General features: G+C 72.7%; 21 protein-coding genes. 2 read left to right on the top strand and 19 right to left on the bottom strand.

What is annotated here, in order from left to right; translation table 11 throughout:
• Positions 1 to 30: 30 nt before the first annotated feature.
• The gene (locus tag ABEB03_RS31405; protein ID WP_345656231.1) at positions 31 to 1224 is read left to right on the top strand and encodes a class I SAM-dependent methyltransferase; all 1194 of its coding nucleotides are present in this window, start codon (positions 31 to 33) and stop codon (positions 1222 to 1224) included.
• A 142-nt stretch (positions 1225 to 1366) separates the two neighbouring features.
• Here the strand turns inward: ABEB03_RS31405 and ABEB03_RS31400 are convergent, their stop codons facing one another.
• The 14 genes from ABEB03_RS31400 to tsaB form a co-directional block, all read right to left on the bottom strand.
• On the bottom strand, positions 1367 to 2659 hold the full coding sequence (locus ABEB03_RS31400) for an RNA polymerase sigma factor (RefSeq protein ID WP_345656230.1): 1293 nt from the start codon (positions 2657 to 2659) through the stop codon (positions 1367 to 1369).
• 98 nt (positions 2660 to 2757) lie between these two features.
• Positions 2758 to 3114, bottom strand: coding sequence for a YciI family protein (locus ABEB03_RS31395; RefSeq protein ID WP_028805410.1), 357 nt, complete (start codon positions 3112 to 3114; stop codon positions 2758 to 2760).
• Between the two features lie 188 nt (positions 3115 to 3302).
• Entirely contained in the window at positions 3303 to 4373 is a 1071-nt protein-coding gene (locus tag ABEB03_RS31390) for an LCP family protein (protein WP_345656229.1), read from the bottom strand.
• Positions 4374 to 4478: 105 nt separating this feature from the next.
• On the bottom strand, positions 4479 to 5864 hold the full coding sequence (locus ABEB03_RS31385) for an endo-1,4-beta-xylanase (protein WP_345656228.1): 1386 nt from the start codon (positions 5862 to 5864) through the stop codon (positions 4479 to 4481).
• Between the two features lie 174 nt (positions 5865 to 6038).
• Entirely contained in the window at positions 6039 to 7109 is a 1071-nt protein-coding gene (locus ABEB03_RS31380) for a LacI family DNA-binding transcriptional regulator (protein WP_345656227.1), read from the bottom strand.
• Positions 7110 to 7218: 109 nt separating this feature from the next.
• Entirely contained in the window at positions 7219 to 9447 is a 2229-nt protein-coding gene (locus tag ABEB03_RS31375; RefSeq protein WP_345656226.1) for a beta-xylosidase/alpha-l-arabinosidase, read from the bottom strand.
• A gap of 85 nt (positions 9448 to 9532) precedes the next feature.
• Positions 9533 to 10393: a carbohydrate ABC transporter permease gene (locus tag ABEB03_RS31370; protein WP_095936076.1), complete on the bottom strand. Its 861-nt coding sequence runs from the start codon at positions 10391 to 10393 to the stop codon at positions 9533 to 9535.
• Positions 10390 to 11397, bottom strand: a complete 1008-nt coding sequence (locus ABEB03_RS31365) for a carbohydrate ABC transporter permease (RefSeq protein ID WP_345656225.1) — start codon at positions 11395 to 11397, stop codon at positions 10390 to 10392. Before ABEB03_RS31365 ends, ABEB03_RS31370 begins: the two co-directional genes overlap by 4 nt.
• Positions 11398 to 11406: 9 nt before the next feature.
• Positions 11407 to 12702, bottom strand: a complete 1296-nt coding sequence (locus ABEB03_RS31360) for an extracellular solute-binding protein (RefSeq protein ID WP_345656451.1) — start codon at positions 12700 to 12702, stop codon at positions 11407 to 11409.
• 228 nt (positions 12703 to 12930) lie between these two features.
• Entirely contained in the window at positions 12931 to 13953 is a 1023-nt protein-coding gene (locus ABEB03_RS31355) for a LacI family DNA-binding transcriptional regulator (protein ID WP_345656224.1), read from the bottom strand.
• Positions 13954 to 14119: 166 nt separating this feature from the next.
• A complete protein-coding gene (locus ABEB03_RS31350; protein WP_345656223.1) occupies positions 14120 to 14371 on the bottom strand; it encodes a hypothetical protein in 252 nt (83 codons plus the stop codon).
• A complete protein-coding gene (gene tsaD / locus ABEB03_RS31345) occupies positions 14368 to 15471 on the bottom strand; it encodes a tRNA (adenosine(37)-N6)-threonylcarbamoyltransferase complex transferase subunit TsaD (RefSeq protein WP_345656222.1) in 1104 nt (367 codons plus the stop codon). The genes ABEB03_RS31350 and tsaD overlap by 4 nt, the downstream gene beginning before the upstream one ends.
• Positions 15464 to 15970 (bottom strand): ribosomal protein S18-alanine N-acetyltransferase, encoded by a 507-nt coding sequence (gene rimI / locus ABEB03_RS31340; protein ID WP_345656450.1) that lies wholly within the window; start codon positions 15968 to 15970, stop codon positions 15464 to 15466. The genes tsaD and rimI overlap by 8 nt, the downstream gene beginning before the upstream one ends.
• A gap of 65 nt (positions 15971 to 16035) precedes the next feature.
• A complete protein-coding gene (tsaB, locus tag ABEB03_RS31335) occupies positions 16036 to 16683 on the bottom strand; it encodes a tRNA (adenosine(37)-N6)-threonylcarbamoyltransferase complex dimerization subunit type 1 TsaB (RefSeq protein ID WP_345656221.1) in 648 nt (215 codons plus the stop codon).
• Between the two features lie 110 nt (positions 16684 to 16793).
• Here tsaB and ABEB03_RS31330 point away from each other — a divergent pair, with 110 nt between their 5' ends.
• A complete protein-coding gene (locus ABEB03_RS31330) occupies positions 16794 to 17348 on the top strand; it encodes a hypothetical protein (RefSeq protein WP_345656220.1) in 555 nt (184 codons plus the stop codon).
• Between the two features lie 304 nt (positions 17349 to 17652).
• Here ABEB03_RS31330 and ABEB03_RS31325 read toward each other — a convergent pair whose 3' ends face one another.
• The 5 genes from ABEB03_RS31325 to ABEB03_RS31305 all read right to left on the bottom strand — a co-directional run bounded on the left by ABEB03_RS31325 (position 17653) and on the right by ABEB03_RS31305 (position 21846).
• Positions 17653 to 17823 carry a hypothetical protein gene (locus ABEB03_RS31325; protein WP_345656219.1) on the bottom strand — a complete coding sequence of 57 codons (171 nt, stop codon included), beginning with the start codon at positions 17821 to 17823 and terminating at the stop codon, positions 17653 to 17655.
• A 174-nt stretch (positions 17824 to 17997) separates the two neighbouring features.
• Positions 17998 to 18531, bottom strand: coding sequence for a tRNA (adenosine(37)-N6)-threonylcarbamoyltransferase complex ATPase subunit type 1 TsaE (tsaE, locus tag ABEB03_RS31320; RefSeq protein ID WP_345656218.1), 534 nt, complete (start codon positions 18529 to 18531; stop codon positions 17998 to 18000).
• Positions 18497 to 19729, bottom strand: coding sequence for an alpha/beta fold hydrolase (locus ABEB03_RS31315; RefSeq protein ID WP_345656217.1), 1233 nt, complete (start codon positions 19727 to 19729; stop codon positions 18497 to 18499). The genes tsaE and ABEB03_RS31315 overlap by 35 nt, the downstream gene beginning before the upstream one ends.
• Before the next feature lie 154 nt (positions 19730 to 19883).
• Positions 19884 to 21041 carry an alanine racemase gene (alr, locus tag ABEB03_RS31310; protein ID WP_345656216.1) on the bottom strand — a complete coding sequence of 386 codons (1158 nt, stop codon included), beginning with the start codon at positions 21039 to 21041 and terminating at the stop codon, positions 19884 to 19886.
• A 76-nt stretch (positions 21042 to 21117) separates the two neighbouring features.
• Complete coding sequence (locus ABEB03_RS31305; RefSeq protein WP_345656215.1) at positions 21118 to 21846, bottom strand: L,D-transpeptidase family protein; 729 nt, start codon at positions 21844 to 21846, stop codon at positions 21118 to 21120.
• Positions 21847 to 22150 lie beyond the last annotated feature (304 nt).

Genomic DNA, 22150 nt, shown 5'->3' with positions numbered 1-22150 from the left:
AGCATCCACCGACTGGCCCACAATGGGCCGGTGAACGACGTCTCCTTCGCCTCCCTCCTCACCCCCGAGGGCCGCGCCCTGCTCGACGAGGTCCGCGGCACCGAACCGGCGCGGGAACTGGCCGTGGCCACCCGGCTGCGCCGCGAGCACCCGGCCGAGCTGGTCTCCGCCGCCCTCGGGCAGGAGCGGCTGCGGCAGCGGGCCACGGCGAAGTTCGGGGCCGAGGACGCGGAGCGGATGTTCTTCACCCCGAACGGGGTCGAGCAGTCGACGCGGACGAGCGTGGCGGTCCACCGCGCGCGGCGGTTCCAGGAGCTGGGCATCCGCTCCGTGGCCGACCTGTGCTGCGGGATCGGCGGCGACGCGATCGCGCTGGCCCGCGCCGGCATCCGGGTCCTCGCCGTCGACCGTGACCCGCTGACCGCGGCGGTCGCCCGCGCGAACGCGGACGCGCTGGGGCTCTCGGAGCTGATCGAGGTCCGCGAGGCGGATGTCACCGCCGTCGACACCTCCGCGTACGAGGCGGTCTTCGTGGACCCGGCACGGCGTGGCGGCCGGGGCCGGATCTTCGACCCGGAGGCCTACTCGCCGCCACTGTCCTGGGCGGTCGAGACCGCGACGAAGGCGCCGATGGCCGCTTTGAAGATCGCCCCCGGCATCCCGCACGAGACGGTGCCCGCCCAGGCCGAGGCCGAGTGGATCTCCGACGGCGGGGACGTGAAGGAGGCGGTGCTGTGGTTCGGCACCGAGCCGGGGCTGGTGCGGGCCACCCTGCTGCCCGGCCCGCGCGAGCTGCGCGGACGGGGCCTGCCCGATCCCGCCGTGCGTCCGGTCGGCCGCTACCTGTACGAGCCCGACGGCGCCGTCATCCGCGCACACCTGGTCGCGGAGGTGGCCGAGGACCTCGACGGCGGCCTGATCGACGAGACCATCGCCTACGTCACGGCGGACGAACTGCGCCCGACGCCGTACGCCTCCGCCTACGAGATCACCGACCGGCTGCCCTTCAACGTCAAGCGTCTGAAGGCGTTGCTGCGGGAGCGCGAGGTCGGTGTCCTGACGGTCAAGAAGCGGGGCTCGGCCGTCGAGCCGGAGGAGCTGCGGCGGAAGGTGAAGCCGCAGGGGCCCGCTTCCGCGACGGTGTTCCTGACGCGGGTCGCGGGTGCCCCGACCATGCTGGTGGGGGCACCCGCGCAGCCGCCTGCTGCTGGTGGCGGCCGCTGAGCGGAGCGAGGTCCGGCGCGGCGACCGGCGCTGTGCCGGGGCGCACCGCCGGCGCACCCGCGACCGGGCCGCCGACCGTGGCCGAGGAGAACGGACTCGCCTGCGGGGCAAGGCCGTGGGAATGCGGTTGCGGCGGGAACGATCACTCCCCGCCCAGCTCACGCGCCCGGGCCGCCAGCAGTTCCCGCTCCCGTTCGTTGCGCGCCAGCGCGGCCGCGCGCTCGAACTCCGCCCGCGCCTGCTCCGTGCGGCCGAGCCGGGCCAGCAGATCGCCGCGGACGCTGGGCAGCAAGTGGTAGTCGCGCAGGGCGGGTTCGCCGGCGAGGGCGTCGACGATCTCCAGGGCGGGGCCGGGCCCCTCGGCCATCGAGACGGCCACCGCACGGTTCAGCTCGACCACCGGGGACGGCGTACGGGCCGCCAGCAGGCCGTAGAGGGTGGCGATCTGCCCCCAGTCCGTGTCCTCGTACGCGTACGCCTGCGCGTGGCAGGCGGCGATGGCGGCCTGGAGGGCGTACGGGCCCGGGCTGCCCGTGGCGACGGCGTTGGCCCGGCCCAGCGCGGTGAAGCCGCGGCGGATCAGCATGCGGTTCCAGCGGCGGCGGTTCTGGTCCCCGAGCAGGACCGGTTCGCCCGAGGGGGAGGTGCGGGCGGGTGTGCGGGACGCCTGGAGCTCCAGCAGGGCGGCGAGCGCGTGCACCTCGGGCTCCTTGGGCATCAGTTCGGCGAGCACGCGCGCCAGCCGCAGGGCGTCCTCGCACAGGGCGGGGCGCAGCAGGTCGTCGCCCGCCGTGGCCGCGTAGCCCTCGTTGAAGACCAGGTAGATGATCTCCAGGACCGACCCCAGCCGGGCCTCCCGTTCGAGGCCGTACGGGACCTCGAAGGCGACGCCCTTCGCCGCCAGCGTCCGCTTGGCACGCACGATGCGCTGGGCGACCGTCGCCTCGGACGTGAGGTAGGCACGGGCGATCTCGGCGGTCGTCAGGCCACCCAGGAGACGCAGAGTGAGCGCGATGCGGGCCTCCGCGGAGAGGACCGGATGGCATGCCGTGAAGACGAGGCGGAGCAGGTCGTCGTCGATGTCGTCCGGATCGGAGGGTTCGTCGACGTGGTGCGGCGCGGACAGCGAGAGGTCCCGGCCGACCTCCTCCAGCTTGCGCGCGTACCGCTCCCGGCGTCGTACGAGGTCGATGGCGCGGTGCTTGGCCGTGGCCGTCAGCCAGGCGCCCGGGTTGTCGGGCACACCGTCCCGCGGCCACTGCTCCAGGGCCGCGACCAGTGCGTCCTGGGCGAGTTCCTCGGCGATGCCGACGTCCCGGACGATCCGGGCGACACCGGCGATGATGCGCGGCGACTCGATCCGGAAGATCGTCTCGACGGTTTCCAGGGCGTTGCTGTCGGAGCCGGCTGCGGGGATGGTGGGCTGCTCTTCCACAGCCCACCATCAGACACCCTCCGGGCGGCCGGGCCAAGCGGTCCCCGGGCCGGGCGGTGGCCCGGGCGGCCCGGGCGGGGCCCCGGCCGTGCTCCCGGTCAGCCCTCCGCGATCTCCCGGACCTCACAGGTCACCGTCCAGTGCTCCTCGTGCACCTTCAGGAAGCGCTTGGTCCACTCCAGGGCCTCGGCCATGTCCTTGCACTGCATGAGCGCGTAGCCGCCGACGACCTCCTTGGACTCGGTGAAGGGCCCGTCGGTCACGGACAGCTGCCCGCTCTGCCAGTGCACCCGCTTGCCCTGGGCGCTGGGCGTCAGCCCGGCGGTGTCGAGCATGACCCCGGCCTTCGTGATCTCCTCGATGAGCTCGCCCATCCGCTGCATCAGTTCGGGGCTCGGGCCCTCGGCGGGCGCGGTGCTCTCGTCGATCTGGACCAGCGACAGGTAGCGCGGCATGGTGACTCCTCGTGTCCGTGACTCTTGTGCTTCGGAGGCGGAGCTCCTCCCCGCCTCTCACCCATGCGTCGAACGGGGGACGCCGGTATCGACACTGCTCCGGGATTTCTTCGAAGTTTTTTCCGCCGATGTCGTTGTCGCAGGTCAGGAGGGTGCAAACGGGTGGGTGCCGGCTGATCGCCCCGGCGTCACCTCAGCGACTTCCACAGCTCGTCGGCCGCCGGTTCCCGGGCCACCACCCGGTTGCGGTCCGTGGGCGCGGTCACCACCGGCATCATCACCGTCTCGACGGCGTCGGACGACAGGCCCTTCAGGCTCCGCCCGAGTTTCGACAGCTCGCCCAACGAGTCGAGTCCGGTGTCCGTCGTCAGGCTCCCGGTCACCGCGTCCGCGACCTTGTAGAGCCTGGCCGGGTCGGCGAGCAGGCCGGTGGCCGAGATCCGCGCCAGCAACGCCTTCACCAGCTTCTGCTGGAGGCCTATGCGCCCGAGGTCGCTGCCGTCACCGATGCCGTGGCGCGTCCGGGCCAGTGCCAGCGCCCGCGCGCCGTCGAGGTGGTGCTCGCCGGCCGCCAGGTGCAGATGACTCTGGTCGTCGTCGATGTCCTCGTCGGTCGTGACGGTGACACCGCCGAGCGCGTCGACCAGGTCCGCGAAGCCCGCGAAGTCGATCTCGATGTAGTGGTCCATGCGGATGTCGGTCATGGACTCGACCGTCTTCACCGCGCAGGCCGGACCGCCCACCGCGTAGGCGCTGTTGAACATCACGCCGTACGCCACCGCCGTGGTCCCCCCGGACGGCGTGGGGCACGACGGACGGGTCACCAGGGTGTCCCGGGGGATGCTCACCACGGTCGCGTGCCTGCGGCCCTCGTCGAGGTGGACGACCATCGCCGTGTCGGAGCGCGCCCCGCCGCTGTCGCCGCCGCCGAGCTTCTCGTTGCGCTCGCCGCTGCGCGAGTCGGAGCCGAGGACCAGGATGTTCAGCGCGCCGCTCGGCAGCGGGGCGGCGGAAGCGGACGCGGTGGCGGACGCGCTCGGCGTCGGCACCGCCCGGGCCGGCCGGTCGTCGCCGAGCGCGCTGTCGATGTCGACGCTCTTGATGTTGTGGTCGAGGTGCCAGTACGCCCAGCCGGCGCCGGACGCGCAGAGCACGAGGACTCCGGCGAGAACGGCGCCGGCCGCCTTCAGCAGGCGCCGTCGGCCGCCGTGTCCCGCGGCGTCCTCGCGGTCGTCCCCGTGCTCGTCCTCACCCGTCACGCAGAGGAACGTAAGTCCGAATTATGACGAGCAGGAACCTGTTCTCGGGTTTCCTTCGGAAATTCTCAGACTTCTCAGGCGCACCTCAGCGATCGCGGTGCGGGCTCAGCCCAGCGACACCGTCGGGGCCGGATTGCTCCCGCTCCACGAGGCGTTGAAGCCGAAGGTCACCGAACCGCCGCTGGGTACGGTCCCGTTGTAGGACGCGTTGGAGCAGCTGACGCCGGCTCCCGTCTGCGTGCAGGTGGCGTTCCAGGCCTGGGTGATCCGCTGGCCCGCGCCGTACGTCCAGTTCACCTTCCACGACGACAGCGCGGCCCCGGAGCAGGCGATCGTCACCTGGCCCGTGAAGCCCGTGTTCCACTGGCCCGTGAAGCCCGTGTTCCACTGGCTCGTGACGCTGTACGTCGCGGCGCACGCGCCGGTGGGAGGCGGCGTCGACGTCCCGCCCAGCGCGGTCGCGATCGCGGAGTACGCCGGTTTCGGGGCGTAGTTCTCGTCGTACGGGGTCGCCGCGCCGTAGCCCGGGAAGACGTCCGGGATCCAGGAGTCGGAGTCCGTGAAGCCCCAGACGGTGACACCGGCGCACCGGGTGACCGCGACGCACGCGTCGAACACGGCCTTGTAGTCGGCGGCCTGCTGCGCCAGCTTCGTGCTGTCGGCGGGGAGTTGCATACGGATGTCCAGCTCGGTGACCGCGACGTCGACGCCGAGGTCGGCGAAGCGCTGGATGTTCTGCTGGAGCGTGCCGGGGACCTGGCCGAGGATCAGATGGGCCTGGAGGCCGACGCCGTCGATCGGGACGCCGCGTGCCTTCAACGACTTGACCAGGTTGTAGAGGGCGGTGCTCTTCGCGTTGACGCCCTCGACGTTGTAGTCGTTGATGTAGAGCTTGGCGCTCGGGTCGGCGGCGTGCGCCCAGGTCAGCGCCTGGGCGATGTAGTCGGCGCCGAGGCCGTCGTACCAGAGCGTCGAGCGGTAGGTCCCGTCCTCGTTGAACGGCTCGTTCACCACGTCCCAGGCCGCCAGCTTGCCCTTGTACCGGGTGACTTCGGTGGTGATGTGGTCCTGGAGCAGGCTGCTGAGCTGTGCCTGCGTCCAGGTGCCGTTCGTCAGCCAGCTCGGGTTCTGGCTGTGCCAGACGAGGGTGTGCCCGCGCACCTGCTGGTTGTGGGCCTGGGCGAAGGCGACGATCTGGTCGGCCTCGGACCAGTCGAAGCTGCCCCGGGTGGGTTCGACCGAGCCCCATTTCATGGCGTTGCCCGGGGTCAGCGAGTTGAACTGGCCGCCGGCGATGTCGCCGTAGGTGCCGGTGAGCTTGGATCCGGTGACCGCGGTGCCGATGACCTTGCCCTTGGCGGCGGCGAGGTCGCGCAGCGGGGTGTCGGCGGCGTGGGCGGTCGTCCCGGCGGCGAGCAGGGCGGCCACGGCCGCGGCGCCCGTACACAAGGCCGAGAGTCGTTTCCCTAAGGATGTCCTGGAGGTTCTCATGGCGGGTGCCTCCGAAAGTTTCGGTCGTTCAACCGATTGACTTCGGAGCAGTATGGGAGCGCTCCCATACCTCGTCAAGACATCCGTCACGCCTGTATCGCCTTCCTCGCCGAGCGGGGGCACAGCCGTGCGGACGGCAGCCGCCGTGCCGGGGTCGGACGCCGGACGTCCCCGCTACGCCGGTGGCGCGCCGGTGCTGCTGCGCACCACGAGGCTCGTGGCCAGTTCCACCCGTGTCGCCGACGTCGGCCGTTCCTCGCGGCCCAGTCGGAGCACCAGCCGCGCCGCCGCCTCGGCCATCTCGGTGAGCGGCTGCCGCACCGTCGTCAGCGGCGGGCCGACCCAGCGGGCCACCGGCAGGTCGTCGAACCCGACGACGCTCAGGTCCCCGGGGATGCGCAGCCCGAGTTCGCGCGCGGCCTCGTACAGGCCGAGCGCCTGGAGGTCGTTGCCCGCGAAGACGGCGGTGGGCCGGTCCGGGAGGCGCAGCAGTTCGAGGCCCGCGCGGTAGCCGCTGTCGTGGTGGAAGGTGCCCGGCCGGATCAGGGCCGGGTCGGACGGCAGCCCCGCCGTCTCCAGCGCGGCCCGGTAGCCGTCGACGCGGGCGCGGCTGCACATCATGCGGGTGGGCCCGCTGATCGCGCCGATCCGGGTGTGGCCCAGCTCGACGAGATGACGGGTGGCGGCCAGGCCGCCGTGCCAGTTGGTGGCCCCGACGGACGGCACGTCGTCGCCCGGGTCGCCGGCCGGGTCCATCACCACGAACGGGATGGACCTGCTGGTCAGCAGCGCCTGTCCGGACTCGTCGAGCCCGGACAGGACGAGGACCACGCCGTGCGGGCGGCGGGCGGCGACCTGGTCCGCCCAGGTGCGTCCGGGAGTCAGCCGGCCCGCGCTCTCGGAGAGGACGACGCTCAGCCCCTCGTCCCGGGCGACGTTCTCGACCCCCCGGATCACCTCCATCGCCCAGGCGCTCTCCAACTCGTGGAAGACCAGGTCGATGAGGGGCGAGCGGGTCGCCTCGGCCCGGCGCCGCCGGTAGCCGTGAGAACGCAGCAGTGCCTCCACCCGCGTACGCGTCCCGGGGGCCACGTCCGCTCGGCCGTTGAGCACCTTCGAAACGGTCGGCGCGGACACGCCGGCCTCGCGGGCGATCTCGGCCAGCGTCGCGGTCTGCGCGGACCGCGCGGGCGGACGCGCCGACGTGCGTGTTCCCGGGGTTCGCGGCGGCTTCGCGGGATTCATGGGCGGGATCGTAGCCCCGCCCACCCGCACTCCGACCCTCCCTTGCGCGCCATGCGCCGGCTGGACGATCGGCTCTTGGCGCGAAACAATCGGAGCTCGTCCCGCCGCCTCACTTCACGCGCACCTCGCACCGCATCCGCCGTCCGGGCCCCACCACCCGCTCGGGTCCGGTCAGTGTCACCGGCACCGTCCAGCGCACCCCCTCGTCCGCGCCGGACACCGCCAACCGCAGTTCCAGCGCCCCGGGTTCGACGATGCGGTCGCCGTCGGGTCCGGTGTACGCGGCCAGGTCCGCGGGCACGGTGAAGTGCACCTCCGCCGACGTGCCCGCCTCCAGCGGCACCCGCGCGTAGCCGATCAGCCGGATCACGGGCCGCGCCACCTTGCCGACCGGGTCGTGGAGATAGAGCTGGACGACCTCCGTGCCGGCCCGCTCCCCCGTGTTGCGGACGGTCAGCCGCAGCGTCGTCACGCCGTCCGTCGGGAACGAACGGTCGTCGACCGTCGGTGGCTGCCAGTCCCAGGACGTGTAGGACAGGCCGTGCCCGAACGCGAACAGCGGGGTGGGGTCGAGGTTGCTCGCCTCGCCCCTGCGGCCCAGCGGCGGCGCCAGATACGTGCCCGGCTGCCCGCCGGGGTCGCGGGGCACGCTCACCGGGAGCCGCCCCGAGGGGTTGACGCGTCCGGACAGCACACCGGCGACGGCGGAGCCGCCCGCCTGGCCCGCGAAGAAGGCCTGCACCACCGCCGCGCACCGGTCGGCCCAGCGGCCGAGCGCGTACGGGCGCCCGGAGAGCACGACCAGCACGACCGGCGTCCCCGAGGCCAGCGCCTTCTCCACCACCTCGCCCTGTCCGTCGGGCAGTTCCAGGTCGGCCGCGTCACAGCCCTCGCCCGACGTGCCGCGTCCGAACAGCCCGGAGCGGTCGCCGACGGCGACGACGCACACGTCGGCCGCGACCGGGTCCTCGGTGAACTCGGTGTCCGGCAGCTCCGCGCGCAGCGCTTCGAGCAGCGTGGGCACCTCGACACCCATCGGTACGTCGGGGTGGTCGAGCAGGACGTGGCGGGGGAAGGTGTAGCAGCCGAGGAGGGCCGCGGCGTCGTCGGCGAGCGGGCCGAGCACGGCGATCCTCCCGGTGCCCGGTGCGAGCGGCAGCACCCCGCCGTTGGCCAGCAGGGTGACCGACTCCTCGGCCAGCTGCCGCGCCAGTGCCCGCATGTGGGGCGGGTCGAGGTCCACGGCTGCGGTGTCCGTGGCGGGCGAGGACCAGTCGGGGTCCAGCAGGCCGAGCTCGCACTTCTGGGTCAGGACCCGCAGCGCGGCCCGGTCCACGAGCTCCTCGTCGAGCTGCCCGGCGCCGTAGCAGCGCACCGCGGGCAGTTCCACGTCCACGCCCGCGGCGAGGGCCAGCGTCGCGGCCGCGGCCGGAGAGTCGGCGATCGCGTGCGTCGACTCCAGGAAGGAGACGCCGAAGTAGTCGGCGACCACCGTGCCGGTGAACTGCCATTCCTCGCGGAGCAGTTCGGTGAGCAGCCGATGGTGGGCGTGTGCGGGCAGTCCGTCGAGGTCGTTGTACGCGGCCATCACCGAGCGGGCGCCGCCCTCCCGCACGGCCATCTCGAACGGGGGCAGGATGACGTCGGCGAGCTCGCGCGGGCCGATCGACGCGGGTGCGTGGTTGCGGCCTGCGCGCGAGGCCGAGTACCCGGCGAAGTGCTTGAGGGTGGCGACGACGCCCGCCGACTCCAGGCCCTGGACGTAGGCGGTGCCGATGGTCGCGACGAGGTACGGGTCCTCGCCGATCGACTCCTCGGTGCGGCCCCAGCGGGGGTCGCGCACGACGTCGAGCACGGGGGCGAGGCCCTGGTGCACGCCGACCGAGCGCATGGAGGCGCCGATCGCCGAGGCCATCTCCCGGACCAGGGCGGGGTCGAAGGCGGCACCCCAGGCGAGCGGGGTGGGGAAGACGGTGGCCCGCCAGGCGGTGAAGCCGGTGAGGCACTCCTCGTGGGCGAGGGCGGGCAGCCGGAAGCGGTTGGCCGACCGGATGCGTTCCTGGAGGGAGGCCAGCCGGGCGGCGCCCTCGGCGGGGTCGACGGGGGCGGTGCCGAAGGGGCGGGTGAGCTGGCCCAGCCCGTCGGGGAGGAGTTCCGCCAGGTCGATGTCCTCGGACAGGGCGTGCTGGAGCGGCGCCATGTCCCCTCCGGGCGTCTCGTCGGAGCCGGGCCAGACGCTGTAGAGCTGGGCGATCCGCTCGCGCGGGGTCATCCGGGCGAGCAGGTCGGCGGCACGCACGTCGGCGGGCAGAGCGGGATCCTGCCAAGGGTGGGTCATGTAACTCCTCACGTCGGTGAAGTGGTTCGGCGACGGAACGGTCCGCCGGGGCCCGCCCGGACGGGCGTGCACCTCGGGTCGGGCCCTATCCCTTGGTCGCGCCGAGCGTGATGCCGCCGATCAACTGGCGTTCGGCGACCGCGTAGAAGGCGAGGGCGGGTGCCATGGCGAGCACCAGGTACGCGAAGATGCGGGCCACGTCGGAGGCGTACTGGCCCTGGAACTGCTGGATGCCGACGGGGATCGTCCACCAGGTGGGCTCGCTGAAGACGAGCAGCGGGAGCAGGAACTGGTTCCAGCTGCTGACGATGGCGAGGACGGACACCGTGCCGAGCGCGGGCCGGGCCAGCGGCAGCAGGATGCGCCAGAAGAAGCCGAAGCGGGAGCAGCCGTCGAGGGTCGCGGCCTCCTCCAGCTCGCCGGGGATCTCCCGGAAGAACCCGCGCAGGATGATGATCGTCACCGGTAGTCCGAAGGCCGCCTCCGGCAGGATCACGCCCCAGGGGTTGTCGAGCAGCCCGAAGGTGCGCAGCAGGATGAACAACGGCAGGATCGCCACCGCGAACGGGAACATCAGGCCCATGGTGAACAGCGTGAACACCAGCTCCCGCCCGCGGAAGGCGAACCGGGCCAGCGCGAACGCGGCGAGCGCGGCGGTCGCCACGGTGAGCAGGGTGGCGCCCACGGCGATCACCGTGCTGCTGCCCACGGACCGCCAGAACGCGCCCGAGCCGAGCAGGGACGTGTAGTTCGAGGTCACCCAGGGCGACGGCAGCCCGAACGGGTTGCTGGAGAGCTGATCGGTCGACTTGAAACCGGAGACGAGCGTGTACAGGAGCGGGGTGACCATGAAGACGCCGACCACCCACAGGACCACGTACACGGGGAGGGTGCGCAGCCTGCGCCGGCGCACGAGGCTCTTCGGGACGCCCGTCGCGCCGCTCATCGGTTGGCTCGCATGGTGGTGAGGGCTCCTTCGGTGTCACGGCGCAGCACGAAGCGCTGGTAGGCGAGGGCGAAGACCAGGCTGATGAGGAACATCACGACGCTGATGGCGCTCGCGTAGCCCATCTGATAGCGCTTGAAGCCGTACTGGACCATGCTGATCGCCATCGTCTCGGAGGCGTGGTCGGGGCCGCCCGTGGTGATCACCCAGACCAGGTCGAAGAGCTGGATGGAGAAGATGACGGACAGGAACGCGCTGATCCGCAGGGTCGGCGCGAGCAGCGGCAGCGTGATGTGGCGGAAGCGCTGCCAGGTGCCGGCGCCGTCGATGCGGGCGGCCTCGTACAGCTCGGCCGGGATGCCCTGGAGGCCGGCCAGGTAGAGCATCATGTGGAAGCCGAAGTACTTCCATGTCATGACGAGGAAGAGCGTGGGCAGGACCGTGTGCTGTCCCGCGAACCACTCCCCGCCGAGGCCGTCGAGCCCCACCGCGCCGAGCAGCCGGTCGGCGAGTCCGTCCCCCGGCGCGAAGATCATGCCGAACAGCACGCCCGTGATGACCTCGGACAGGATGTACGGGGCGAAGAACAGCATCCGGTAGACGGCCCGGCCGCGCAGCTCCTGGTTGAGCAGCACGGCCATGGCGAGCGCGAACGGCAGCTGGAGGGCGATGGAGAAGCCGATCAGCAGCCCGCCGCGCCACAGGTCCCCGAGGAACACCGGGTCCTCGAACAGCCGGGTGTAGTTGCCGAACCCGGTGACGTCCGTGGGTGAACCGAATCCGCCCCAGTCGAAGAAGCTGACGTAGAACGCATAGCCCATCGGCACCAGCACCAGGAGGCCGAACAGGGCGAGCGCGGGCACCGTGAAGACGACCGCCGAGAGCCAGTCGCCCAGGCGGCGCAGCACGGGCCTGCGCGGCCCGGCGGCCGGGGGCACGGTCCCCGGCTCCGGCACCTTGCCGAGCTCGGGCGCGTACGGGGTCGATGTCGTCGAATGCGTCATCGCCGGCCGCTAGCTCTTCTCGCTCTTGGCCACCTCGGTGACCGAACGGGTCACCTGCTGCGGGGACTTGGAGCCCGCGATGAGGGCGGCGACGCTGTCGTTGATCTCCTGGCCGACGGCCGGGGCGTACGCCTGGTCGAGGTAGAGCTGGAAGCCGGTGGCGGAGTTCAGCGCGTCGGAAACGGCCGTGAGGTTGGCGTCCGTCAGCGCGGAGCGCACGTCCTTGGACACCGGGATCAGTCCGGTGTCCTTGACCAGCTTGGCGGCGAACTCCTTCTCGGCGAAGAACTTCAGGAACTCCACCGCCGCGTCCGGCGCGCCCTTGCGCACCGCGTGGCCGCCGCCTCCGCCGAACACCTCGGTGAGCGCGCCCTGTCCGCCCTCGACGGCGGGGAAGGAGAAGAAGCCGAGGTCCTTGCCGATGCCCTTTCCGGCGTCGCCCTCGACGACGGGTGCCCACTGGCCCATCAGTTCCATGGCCGCCTTGCCGTTGCCCATCGCGGCCGCCTCGCCGTTGGGCGTGGAGTAGGCCGCGCCGAGGAAGCCCTTCTGGAACGGTTCGAGGGCGACGAGTTCCTTGAGGTGTTCGCCCGCCTTGACGAAGCCCTCGCCGGTGAAGTCGGCGTCGGTGGCGGCCTTCTGCATCGCGTCGAGTCCGGCGACCCGCATCGCGAGGTACGCCCAGTAGTACATCCCGGGCCACTTCTCCTTGCCGGCCAGGGCGATGGGCGTGATCCCCGCGCTCTTCAGGGCCTTGACGGCGTCGAGGTAGGCGGACCAGGTGGTGGGCGGGGTCGTGATCTCGGCCTTGGCGAAGAGCGCCTTGTTGTACCAGAAGCCGACCATGCCGATGTCGAACGGGACGGCGTACGTCTTGTCGTCGAAGCGGTAGGCCGCCAGGGCGGCCGGCACGTACTGCTTCGTCCAGGGGGCCACCTTGTCCGTCAGGTCCTCGACCAGGCCGGCGTCGATCTGCTGCTGGAGGACGCCGCCGCCCCAGGTGTGGAAGATGTCCGGCAGCTTCCCCGAGGTGGTCAGCGCGGTCATCTTCGACTTGTACGCCTCGTTCTCCAGCGTGACGACCTTGACCTTCACGTCGGGGTGCGCCGCCTCGAACTCCCTGGCGCGCTGGGCCCACAGCTTCTTCGCGGGCTGGGTGGTGGTGATGTTCCACCACTCGATGGTGGTCTTGCCCGAGCTGTTCCCGCTGTCGGAGGAGCCGCACGCGCTCAGCGCGGCCGCACCCAGTCCGGTCGCCGCTGAGGCCGCCATGAACCCGCGGCGGGAGAGAGAGGTGTTGCCCAACGCTCGCATCGCACACCTTCCGGAAGAGAGCCGAAAATTATCGGTCGAGTGCGCACGGAAGTTACGGGCGCGCGACAGGTATGTCAACGCTCCTGACAAATATGGGAGTCGGCGGGCCACGGACCCCTCGCCGACCTCGGGGAACGGCCCGCCGGCGCGGGACGGCACGCGGCGGCGGAGACCAGGGCGGGCGGGCGCGAACCGTCCGAACGGCGACGGGCGACCGCCTCAGACGGCCGGCGCCGCCGTGCTCGCCCGCACGACCAGCTCGGTCGCGAGCTCCACCCGGGGCGACGCCGGCTCCTCGCCGAGCGCGAGCCGCAGCACCGTGCGCGTGGCCAGCTTGCCCATGTCGGCCAGCGGCTGGCGCACGGTCGTCAGCGGCGGCGCCGACCAGCGGACCTCGGGCAGGTCGTCGAACCCGACGACGCTCATGTCCTCGGGCACCCGCAGCCCGCGGCGGCGCAGCGCCTCGATCGCGCCGAGCGCCATCTGGTCGCTGGCGGCGAACAGCGCGGTCGGCGGTTCGGCCAGGTCGAGCAGGGTGTTGCAGCCGTCGAAACCGGCCTGGTGGTAGAAGTCGCCCGGCACGATCAGGGCGTCGTCGACCTCGACGCCCGCGCCCTCCAGCGCGGCCCGGTAGCCGTCGAGGCGGGCCCGTGAGCAGAGCAGCCGCGGGGGCCCGGCGACGAAGCCGATCCTGCGGTGGCCGAGGCCGAGCAGATGCTCCGTGGCGGCCATGCCGCCGGCCCAGTTGGTGGCGCCGACGGTGGGCGCGTCCAGGGACGGCGACCCCGCGGGGTCGATGACGACGAGCGGCACACCGAGGCGCCGCAGCTCCTCGTGCAGCCGCGGTTCGAGGACGGAGGTCACCAGGATCACGCCGTCCGAGGCTCGGGCGCGCAGATTGGTCATCCACTGCCGGGCGGAGCCCGAGGCTCCGTGGATCGCGGAGACCACCGTGCCCACGCCCGCGGCATGCGCGACGTCCTCGACCCCTCGGATGATCTCCACCGCCCAGGGGCTGTCGAGGTCGTTGAAGACGAGGTCGATGAGGGCGGCCCGGTCCCCCGGCGCGGACGGCTTGCGCCGGTAGCCGTGGTGTCGCAGCAGGTCCTCGATCCGGGCCCGGGTCTCCGGGGACACGTCCGAGCGGCCGTTGACGACACGCGACACGGTGGGCACCGAGACCCCGGCCTGCCGGGCGATCTCGGTGATCGTCACCTTGTTCCTGATGCTCTCCCGGGCCACTGCGCCCACCTCCGTCGACGTGTCAGGTCGCCCCCTACGGTTCCATACGCGCAGGCGAAACTTTGCAGGAGTCTTCCGGAAAACAGCGGTCCACGGGAAGCCCGGACCGGCCGACCCCGCGGCACTCGTGCCGGACACCGTCCGGGGCTCCCCCCGCGGGACGCGCTCAGGACACCGCCTCGAACCTCCACCTGTGCACCGCCCGGGTCACCAACTCGCCGTCCGGCTCGGGCAGTTCCGGCAGCTCCGCGTCGTACGCGGCGTCCCACCAGGTGATGACGAGCACCCGGTCCTGGGGAGCCCGCAGGGTCTCCCGGCGCAGCGGCGCGCCGGACAGTTCCTGCGCCCGCACCCAGGCGAGCAGGTCCTCCCCGCGCCCCGCCACGGCCCGCGCCTCCCACATCAGGGCGACGGTCACGAGTACAGGTTCTCCTTGCTGACCTCGTGCACGTGGTCGTGGGAGTGGGAGTGGCCCTGGCCGGGCACGTGCGGGTCCGTCACCGGGAGGGACGAGTCGGCGGACAAGTCCCAGTCGGAGGCGGCCCGGTTGCGTGCCACCATCTCCGCGCCGAGGGCGGCCACCATGGCGCCGTTGTCCGTGCACAGCTTGGGCCGCGGCACCCGCAGCCGGATCCCGGCCGCCTCGCAGCGCTCCGCGGCGAGCGCGCGCAGCCGGGAGTTGGCGGCCACACCGCCGCCGATCATGAGGTGGTCGACGCCTTCGTCCTTGCAGGCCCGTACGGCCTTGCGGGTGAGCACGTCCACGACCGCCTCCTGGAAGGACGCCGCCACGTCACGCACCGGCACCTCCTCCCCCGCCGCCCGCCGCGCCTCGATCCAGCGCGCCACGGCGGTCTTCAGACCGGAGAACGAGAAGTCGTACGCGGGATCGCGCGGCCCGGTGAGCCCGCGCGGGAACGTGATCGCCTGGGGGTCGCCCTCCTTGGCGTACCGGTCGATGACCGGGCCGCCCGGGAAGCCGAGGTTCAGCACGCGCGCGATCTTGTCGAACGCCTCCCCCGCAGCGTCGTCGATGGTCGCGCCCATCGGCCGCACGTCGGACGTGATGTCCGAGGACAGCAGCAGCGAGGAGTGCCCGCCCGAGACGAGGAGCGCCATGGTCGGCTCCGGCAGCGCACCGTGCTCCAGCTGGTCCACGCAGATGTGGGAGGCGAGGTGGTTGACGCCGTACAGCGGCTTGCCGAGCGCGTACGCGTACGCCTTCGCCGCGGAGACGCCGACGAGCAGCGCACCGGCGAGGCCGGGGCCCGCGGTCACCGCGATGCCGTCGAGGTCACGGGCGCTGACGCCCGCCTCCTTCAGGGCGCGGTCGATGGTCGGCACCATCGCCTCCAGGTGGGCCCGGGAGGCGACCTCGGGCACGACCCCGCCGAACCGGGCGTGCTCGTCGACGCTGGACGCGATCGCGTCCGCGAGCAGGGTCGTGCCGCGGACGATGCCGACGCCGGTCTCGTCGCAGGAGGTCTCGATACCGAGGACGAGTGGTTCGTCAGCCATTGCTCTCTGTTCCTTGTCCGCCGTTTGCTGAGGGGGAGCCTGCTCCCGGGCCGCTGTCCGCAGCCGTGTTGAGGCGCATGACCAGGGCGTCGACGTTCCCCGGCTGGTAGTAGCCGCGCCGGACGCCGATGGCTTCGAAGCCGAAGCGCTCGTAGAGCTTCTGCGCGCGGACGTTGTCCACGCGGCATTCGAGCATCACCTGGGCGCACTCGAACGCGGTCGCGGCACGCAGCAGCTCGGTGAGCAGCCGGGCGCCGAGCCCGGTGCCCCACTGGTCGCGGGCGACGGCGATGGTCTGCACGTCGCCCAAGTCGCCCGCGGCGGCGAGTCCGGCGTACCCGACGAGCCGCTCCCCGTCGAGGGCCACGACGTACCGACGCGTCGCCTCGGGCCCGCGCGCGTGGGCCAGCTCGGACCAGAACATGCCCCGGGACCAGGCGTCCTCGGGGAACAGGTCCTTCTCCAGTTCCAGTACGGGATCGATGTCCCACCAGCGCATCTCGCGCACGTCGGCCCCGCCGGGCGGCGGCGTGGTCGGAAGGCTTCCAGGAGACGGGTGGTCGGTCACTTGGGGGTGACCACCTTGTAGTTCTTCGGCACCTGGGCGTCCGGCCGACGCAGGTAGAGCGGCCGGGGCGCCTCCAGTTCGACGCCCGCGGCGAGCCGTTCCGCGGCCAGCGAGGCCATCGCCGCCGCCGAGACGTGCTCGGGCGCGTGCGCGTCCGGGAAGGTGTCGGGATAGAGCAGCGCGCCCGCTCCGACGGCGGGCAGCCCGCCGACGTCCAGGTCGCCGGGGCGGTCCACGGCGGGGTCGGTGAGGCGCGTGCGCCGGTCGGCGTAGCGCGCCCAGTAGACCTCCTTGCGGCGGGCGTCCGTCGCCGCGACGAAGGGGCCGTCGATGTCGGCCGCGTACGCGAGCGCGTCGAGGGTGCACACGCCGTGCACGGGCACGCCGAGGGCGAGTCCGAAGGTGTCGGCGGTCATGAGACCGACGCGCAGGCCGGTGTAAGGGCCGGGGCCCACGCCGACGACGATGCCGGTGACGGCGTCGAGCCGGTGGCCCGCCTCGGCGAGCACGCGGTCCACGGCCGGGAGGAGCAGCTCCCCGTGGCGGCGCGCGTCGACCTGGCTCGACGAGGCGATGACGGACGTGCCGTCGTGCAGCGCGACGGTCACGGCGGGGGTGGCGGTATCCAGAGCGAGCAAGAGCACGCAAACAGCCTACGGCGCCCGAGCCGGACGTACGGCCGCCCCGGTCTCCCGCTTCCCTGCTGCTACCGTCACAGCAAGGACGTACGAAGTACGAGAGGTGGGCACACAAGGTGGCTAGGAGCAGCTCGGGATTCGTGGCCGGGCTCACCGTGGCGGCGGTCGCCGCAGTCGGCTTCCTCGCCTACCAGGCGTCCGCCAGCGTGCCGGACACCCTGGGCAGGCCGCAGGCCGACGCCTCCCCCAAGTCCGCCACCTCGAAGGCTCCCCGCGACAAGAAGAACCCGGCGGCCCTGCCCGCGCAGTCCGGCCGGGGCGAGCGGGTCGTGTACTCGACCGACGACGACCGGGTGTGGCTGGTCGGCGCCGACAACAAGGTCCGGCGCACCTTCAAGGTGACGCCCGGGACGCTGGACCCGGCCGCGGGCACCTACGCCGTCACCTCACGGGCGCGGGCGGTCTCCGGATCGGACGGCGCGCAGATCGAGCACGTCGTGCGGTTCCACCTGGTCGACGGCATCGCCATCGGCTTCAGCGCGGCGGTGAACGGCTCGACGGAAGCCCCGGACCCCACCAAGAAGCTCGGCGGCATCCGCGAGACCCGCGCGGACGGTGACGCCATGTGGTCGTTCGCGACGATCGGCGTGAAGGTCGTCGTCATCCGCTGACCCGGGAGGCGGACCGCCGCCGGACCGGTTCGCGGACCACCTGCCCGGCCACCGCCTGCCGTCCACGGGCCCGGTCGCGGGCCCGGTCGCGGGCCGCTCAACGGTCCACGAACACCGTCGCGGGCCACTCGACCGTCCACGGAGACAGCCGCCCGCCACCCGACCGTCCACCGGCCCGGTCACTCGCTGCCCGCGCCACCGGCCCACCCGAGGGCCGTCACGGTCGCGCCTCGCCGCCCGCCGTGGGGCGTCGGCGCGCCCCCCGGCGAAGGGCGCCCGCGCAGAACAACCCTTTCGTGGGACGTCAAGCGGCCTTGCGGGGCTGTCCGGTCACCGGAACCTCGGGGACCGGCTCCGGATCCCTCGGCGGACGGGACACCGCCTCGGCCGCGGCGCACGACGCCAGCAGGTCCCGCATCGACACCCCGGCCACCACGCGCGGCTGAGCCGGCACGTCACGTTCTGAAGCCGACATGGACGCCTCCTGGGGCTTCGGCGGCAAGCGTGGTTAGGTAGCCCTAACTACGGTCTTGCTCCATGTCACCATGCCCGGGACACCGAACGCAATATTGCCGACGTCTTGTCGGAACGTTCACCGGGACCGATGCCGTCGAGGGGCGGACCGGGCACAGCCGCAGGGGCGCAACCGTCAGGACGCGAGCACGCTCAGGTCCACCGGCGCCCAGCGGTCGCCCAGGCCCGTCACCGTCACGTGCCGGACCTCGTCGGTGGTGTCGCCGACGGCGCGGTGGATGACGACGTGCAGACGGTCGTCCGTCAGCTCCTCGACCTTGCCCTCGCCCCACTCCACGACGATCACCGAGTCGGACAGCGAGACGTCGAGGTCCAGGTCCTCCATCTCGTCGAGCCCGCCGCCGAGGCGGTACGCGTCCACATGCACGAGCGGGGGTCCGTCGCCCAGCGACGGGTGGACGCGGGCGATGACGAAGGTCGGGGAGGTGACCGCGCCCCGGACGCCGAGCCCCTCGCCGAGCCCGCGGGTCAGCGTGGTCTTGCCCGCGCCGAGTTCGCCGTTGAGCATCACGAGGTCACCCGGGCGCAGCAGCTTGGCGAGCCGGCGGCCCAGCTCCTGCATCTGTTCGGGGGAGCTGACGGTGATCTGCACGCTGACTCCGTGCTGCGCGGGCTCAGCCGGGTTGTGCGGTGCTGCTGGTGCTTCCATAGCCACCCACGGTAGCCCCTGCCGGGACGGCACCCGCGCGCATCAGCAGGTCGGCAAGGCGGTCTATGACGACCTCGGGGTGCTCCAGCATCACCAGGTGCCCCGCGTCGGGCACGAGGACCAGCTCGGCGTCCGGCAGCAGATCGGCGATGGCCTCGCTGTGCTCGCTCGGCGTCACCAGGTCCTTGACCCCGGCGAGGACGAGGACGGGCAGGTCGGCGAAGCGGGCGAGCGCCTCGGTCTTGTCGTGGTCGGTGAACGCCGGGTAGAACTCGGCGACCACGTCGATCGGGGTGCCCTCGATCATCCGCTCCGCGAAGCGCTCCACGGCGGGATCGACGTCCCGGCCCGCGAACGAGTACCGCTTGATGACCCCGGCGAACAGGTCGGCCGTCGCCCGCCGCCCCCGCTCCACCAGCGCGGCCTGCTGCCCGAGCGCGCGCAGCACACCCGGCAGCACCCGCCGTACGGCGTTGACGCCGGCGAGCGGCAGCCCGAAGTTGACCTCTCCGAGCCGTCCCGAAGACGTGCCCACCAGGGCCACCGCGACGACCCGGTCACGGACCAGCTCGGGGTACTGGTCGGCGAGGGCCATGACGGTCATGCCGCCCATGGAGTGCCCGACGAGCACGATCGGGCCCTCGGGGACGGCCGCGTCGATGACGGCCTTCAGGTCGCGGCCGAGCTGGTCGATGGTGACCGGGGTGCGCTCCTCCAGCTGGGCGGTACCCCGCCCGGACCGTCCGTGGCTGCGCTGGTCCCAGTGCACGGTCCGTACGACACCTCGCAGGGCGGCGCGCTGGAAGTGCCAGGAGTCCTGGTTGAGGCAGTAGCCGTGGCTGAAGACGACGGTGACGGGCGCCGGGGCCTTGCGGCCGAAGAGCCTGCGGCGGCGCGGGGCGAGCGGGGCCTCCGGCTCGGGGTCGTCGACCTCGTAGTAGAGCTCGGTGCCGTCGTCGGCGTACGCCTTGCCCGGGGTGCCGCGCAGCGCGCCGTACGGACCCGCCGAGTCGAGCGCGAGGCGGGCCTTCCTGCGCATGTTGCGGCCGACCGTGAGCCGCTCTATGGCGACTCCGGCGGCTGCGCCCGCGGCCACGACACCTATCGCGGCACCGGCGACACCGGCCTTGCGCCAGTTCCCGGCGGAGGCGGCGGCCGAGGCCGCACTCGCGACGGCCCCCGCGCTGCTCTCGCTCACGTCCAGCTCCTCTTCGCTCTGGGCTCTCGGCCTTGTGCCACGTGCTGTTCGCTCAGGGCTCCCGGGCCTGCGCTCCCGGCCGTCCGCCCGCCGCCGCGCCGCTCATGGCCGCCGGGGTCCGGCGCGTGTCCGGCCGCCCGTGTCACCCGTCCTGCTACCCGTCTCGTTCCTCGTTCACATTCACGTAGACGCGGGGAACGCGGGTTCCGATCCGGGTGACGATTTCGTAGCCGATCGTGCCCGCCGCGCGGGCCCAGTCCTCGGCGGTCGGCTCGCCGCGGTCGCCGGGGCCGAACAGGACCGCCTCCGCGCCGGGCTCGGGCTCGTCCCCGCCGAGGTCGACGACGAACTGGTCCATGGCGACCCGGCCCGCCACCGTGCGCCACTTGCCGCCGACCAGGACCGGTCCGGTGCCGGAGGCGTGCCGCGGGATGCCGTCCGCGTAACCCACGGGCACCAGGCCGAGGGTGGTGTCGCCCGGTGTCGTGTAGTGGTGTCCGTAGCTCACGCCGTGCCCCGCCGGGACGTGCTTGACCAGCGCGAGCGACGCGCTCAGCGTCATCACCGGGCGCAGCCCGAAGTCGGCCGGTGTGCCGAGTTCCGGGCTCGGCGAGACGCCGTACACCGCGATCCCGGTGCGGACCAGGTCGAAGTGGCTGTCGGGAATCGTCAGCGTGGCGGGCGAGTTGGCGATGTGCCGCACCTCGGGGCGGGCGCCCCGCTGCTCGGCGTACGCCACCATCTCGCGGAACAGGGTGAGTTGGGCCTCGATGGACGGGTGACCCGGCTCGTCCGCGCAGGCGAAGTGCGACCAGAGGCCGGTGACCTCGACGAGTCCCCGGGCCTGCGCGTCCAGGGCGTGGGCGACCAGCTCCGGCCAGTCGGCGGGCTGGCAGCCGTTGCGCCCGAGGCCGGTGTCGGCCTTGAGCTGGACGCGGGCCGGTCTGCCGACGCGTCCGGCCGCCTCCACGACCTCCCGCAGGGCCCACATGCCGCTGACGGAGACGTCGAGGTCGGCCTCCACGGCGCGCTCCCAGGGGCCGCCCGGTGTCCAGAGCCAGCACATGATGCGCCCGGGCAGTCCGGCCTCCCGCAGGGCGAGAGCCTCCTCGGGCGTGGCGGTGCCCAGCCAGGTGGCGCCCGCCTCGCGCGCCGCGCGGGCACAGGGCACCGCCCCGTGGCCGTACGCGTCGGACTTGACCACGGCCATCAGGGCCGCGGACGGCGCGTGGGCACGCAGGGTCCGTACGTTGGCACGCAGGGCGGCCAGGTCGATCTCGGCACGGGCGCGCAGGGGTGCTGTCTCGTTCATCGCGCCCCCAGTGTCTCAGAGGGGTCGGACAGCACTTCGGCGCCGGTACCGCCGGCGCCCGTCCGGCCGCTCCTCATCAGGTCCCCGGCCTGCGGCCCCACACGTACACACGGTCGCCCTTCTTCAGGACGTCCCACAGCTTGCGGGCGTCCGCGAGCCGGAGATTGACGCAGCCCCACGAACCGTCCGGGTTGTGGACGCTGCCCCGGATGGCGTGGAATGCCTGTCCCCCGCTGAAGAACTGGCTGTACGGCATGGGGGTGTTGTACAGCGTCGACCAGTGCTTCTCGTGCTTCCAGTAGACCGTGAACCAGCCGGTGCGGGTCCGGTGGCCGGCCCGCCCGCTGCGCATCGGCGCCGGGCCCCACAGCACCTTCGTCCCCTTCTGCACCCAGGAGAGCTGGCGGGTCAGGTCCACGCAGGCGACGCGGTACGTGCGCACCGGGCACTTGCCCGCCGCGTTCGGGTTCTTCATGCCCGCGAGTTGTTGGATCCGGGTCCAGGTGACGGGTCCCGCGAAGCCGACGTCCGGTTCGATCGCGTACCGCTTCTGGAACGCGCGGATGGCCCGGCAGTCGGCGGGCGACTGCCTTCCGTCCGCCTTCAGGCCGAGCCCGCGCTCCACCTGCCGCTGGTAGGGGCCCGTCTGCTTGGTGCACGCCGCGGCGGAACCCGCGACAGTGTGGTCGGACCTCGGGTCGGGGACCACGGGTCCCGGCTCCGCCGCCGCCCGGCCCGCGGGCAGGGCGACCAGTGCGGCCAGCAGCACCGCGGCGCCGCGGCGCGTCATTCGTCCGCTCATCATGCGATCAGCGAACGCAACGGGTCCGCGCGGGCGGGCGCGCCGCGCGGACCGGGTCCCCCGATCCGGTCAACACCGCTCCACGAACGCCGGAAGGCCCGTGCCGGCCCGCGGCACTCCCGGCCGCGGACACCGAGGACCGGAAAGGCCCCCCACGGGCCACGCGGACGCGACCTGCTCCCAGCACCGGACACCGAAGCCGCAGAGACCCCCACAGGCCTCGCGGACGCGGCCTGCTCCCGGCTCCGGACGCCGAAGCCGGAGAGACCCCGCACGGGCCACGCGGGCGCGCCGCCCTCGTGGCCCC

This window comes from Streptomyces siamensis (assembly GCF_039543605.1).
Classification (GTDB): Bacteria; Actinomycetota; Actinomycetes; order Streptomycetales; family Streptomycetaceae; genus Streptomyces; species Streptomyces siamensis.
Note: the sequence above shows the minus strand (reverse complement) of the source record. Positions and strands in the feature narration are given on the sequence as shown.

Bases quoted from the DNA above. Each gene is read 5' to 3' on its own strand.
- ABEB03_RS31395 (WP_028805410.1), bottom strand. From the start codon at position 3,114: ATGCCGCGCTACCTGTCGCTGGTCCAGATCGACGAGAGCACCGCGCCC.
- ABEB03_RS31385 (WP_345656228.1), bottom strand. From the start codon at position 5,864: ATGAGAACCTCCAGGACATCCTTAGGGAAACGACTCTCGGCCTTGTGT.
- ABEB03_RS31380 (WP_345656227.1), bottom strand. From the start codon at position 7,109: ATGAATCCCGCGAAGCCGCCGCGAACCCCGGGAACACGCACGTCGGCG.
- ABEB03_RS31375 (WP_345656226.1), bottom strand. From the start codon at position 9,447: ATGACCCACCCTTGGCAGGATCCCGCTCTGCCCGCCGACGTGCGTGCC.
- ABEB03_RS31370 (WP_095936076.1), bottom strand. From the start codon at position 10,393: ATGAGCGGCGCGACGGGCGTCCCGAAGAGCCTCGTGCGCCGGCGCAGG.
- ABEB03_RS31365 (WP_345656225.1), bottom strand. From the start codon at position 11,397: ATGACGCATTCGACGACATCGACCCCGTACGCGCCCGAGCTCGGCAAG.
- tsaD (WP_345656222.1), bottom strand. From the start codon at position 15,471: ATGGCTGACGAACCACTCGTCCTCGGTATCGAGACCTCCTGCGACGAG.
- rimI (WP_345656450.1), bottom strand. From the start codon at position 15,970: ATGCGCTGGTGGGACATCGATCCCGTACTGGAACTGGAGAAGGACCTG.
- ABEB03_RS31325 (WP_345656219.1), bottom strand. From the start codon at position 17,823: ATGTCGGCTTCAGAACGTGACGTGCCGGCTCAGCCGCGCGTGGTGGCC.
- tsaE (WP_345656218.1), bottom strand. From the start codon at position 18,531: ATGGAAGCACCAGCAGCACCGCACAACCCGGCTGAGCCCGCGCAGCAC.
- alr (WP_345656216.1), bottom strand. From the start codon at position 21,041: ATGAACGAGACAGCACCCCTGCGCGCCCGTGCCGAGATCGACCTGGCC.
- ABEB03_RS31305 (WP_345656215.1), bottom strand. From the start codon at position 21,846: ATGATGAGCGGACGAATGACGCGCCGCGGCGCCGCGGTGCTGCTGGCC.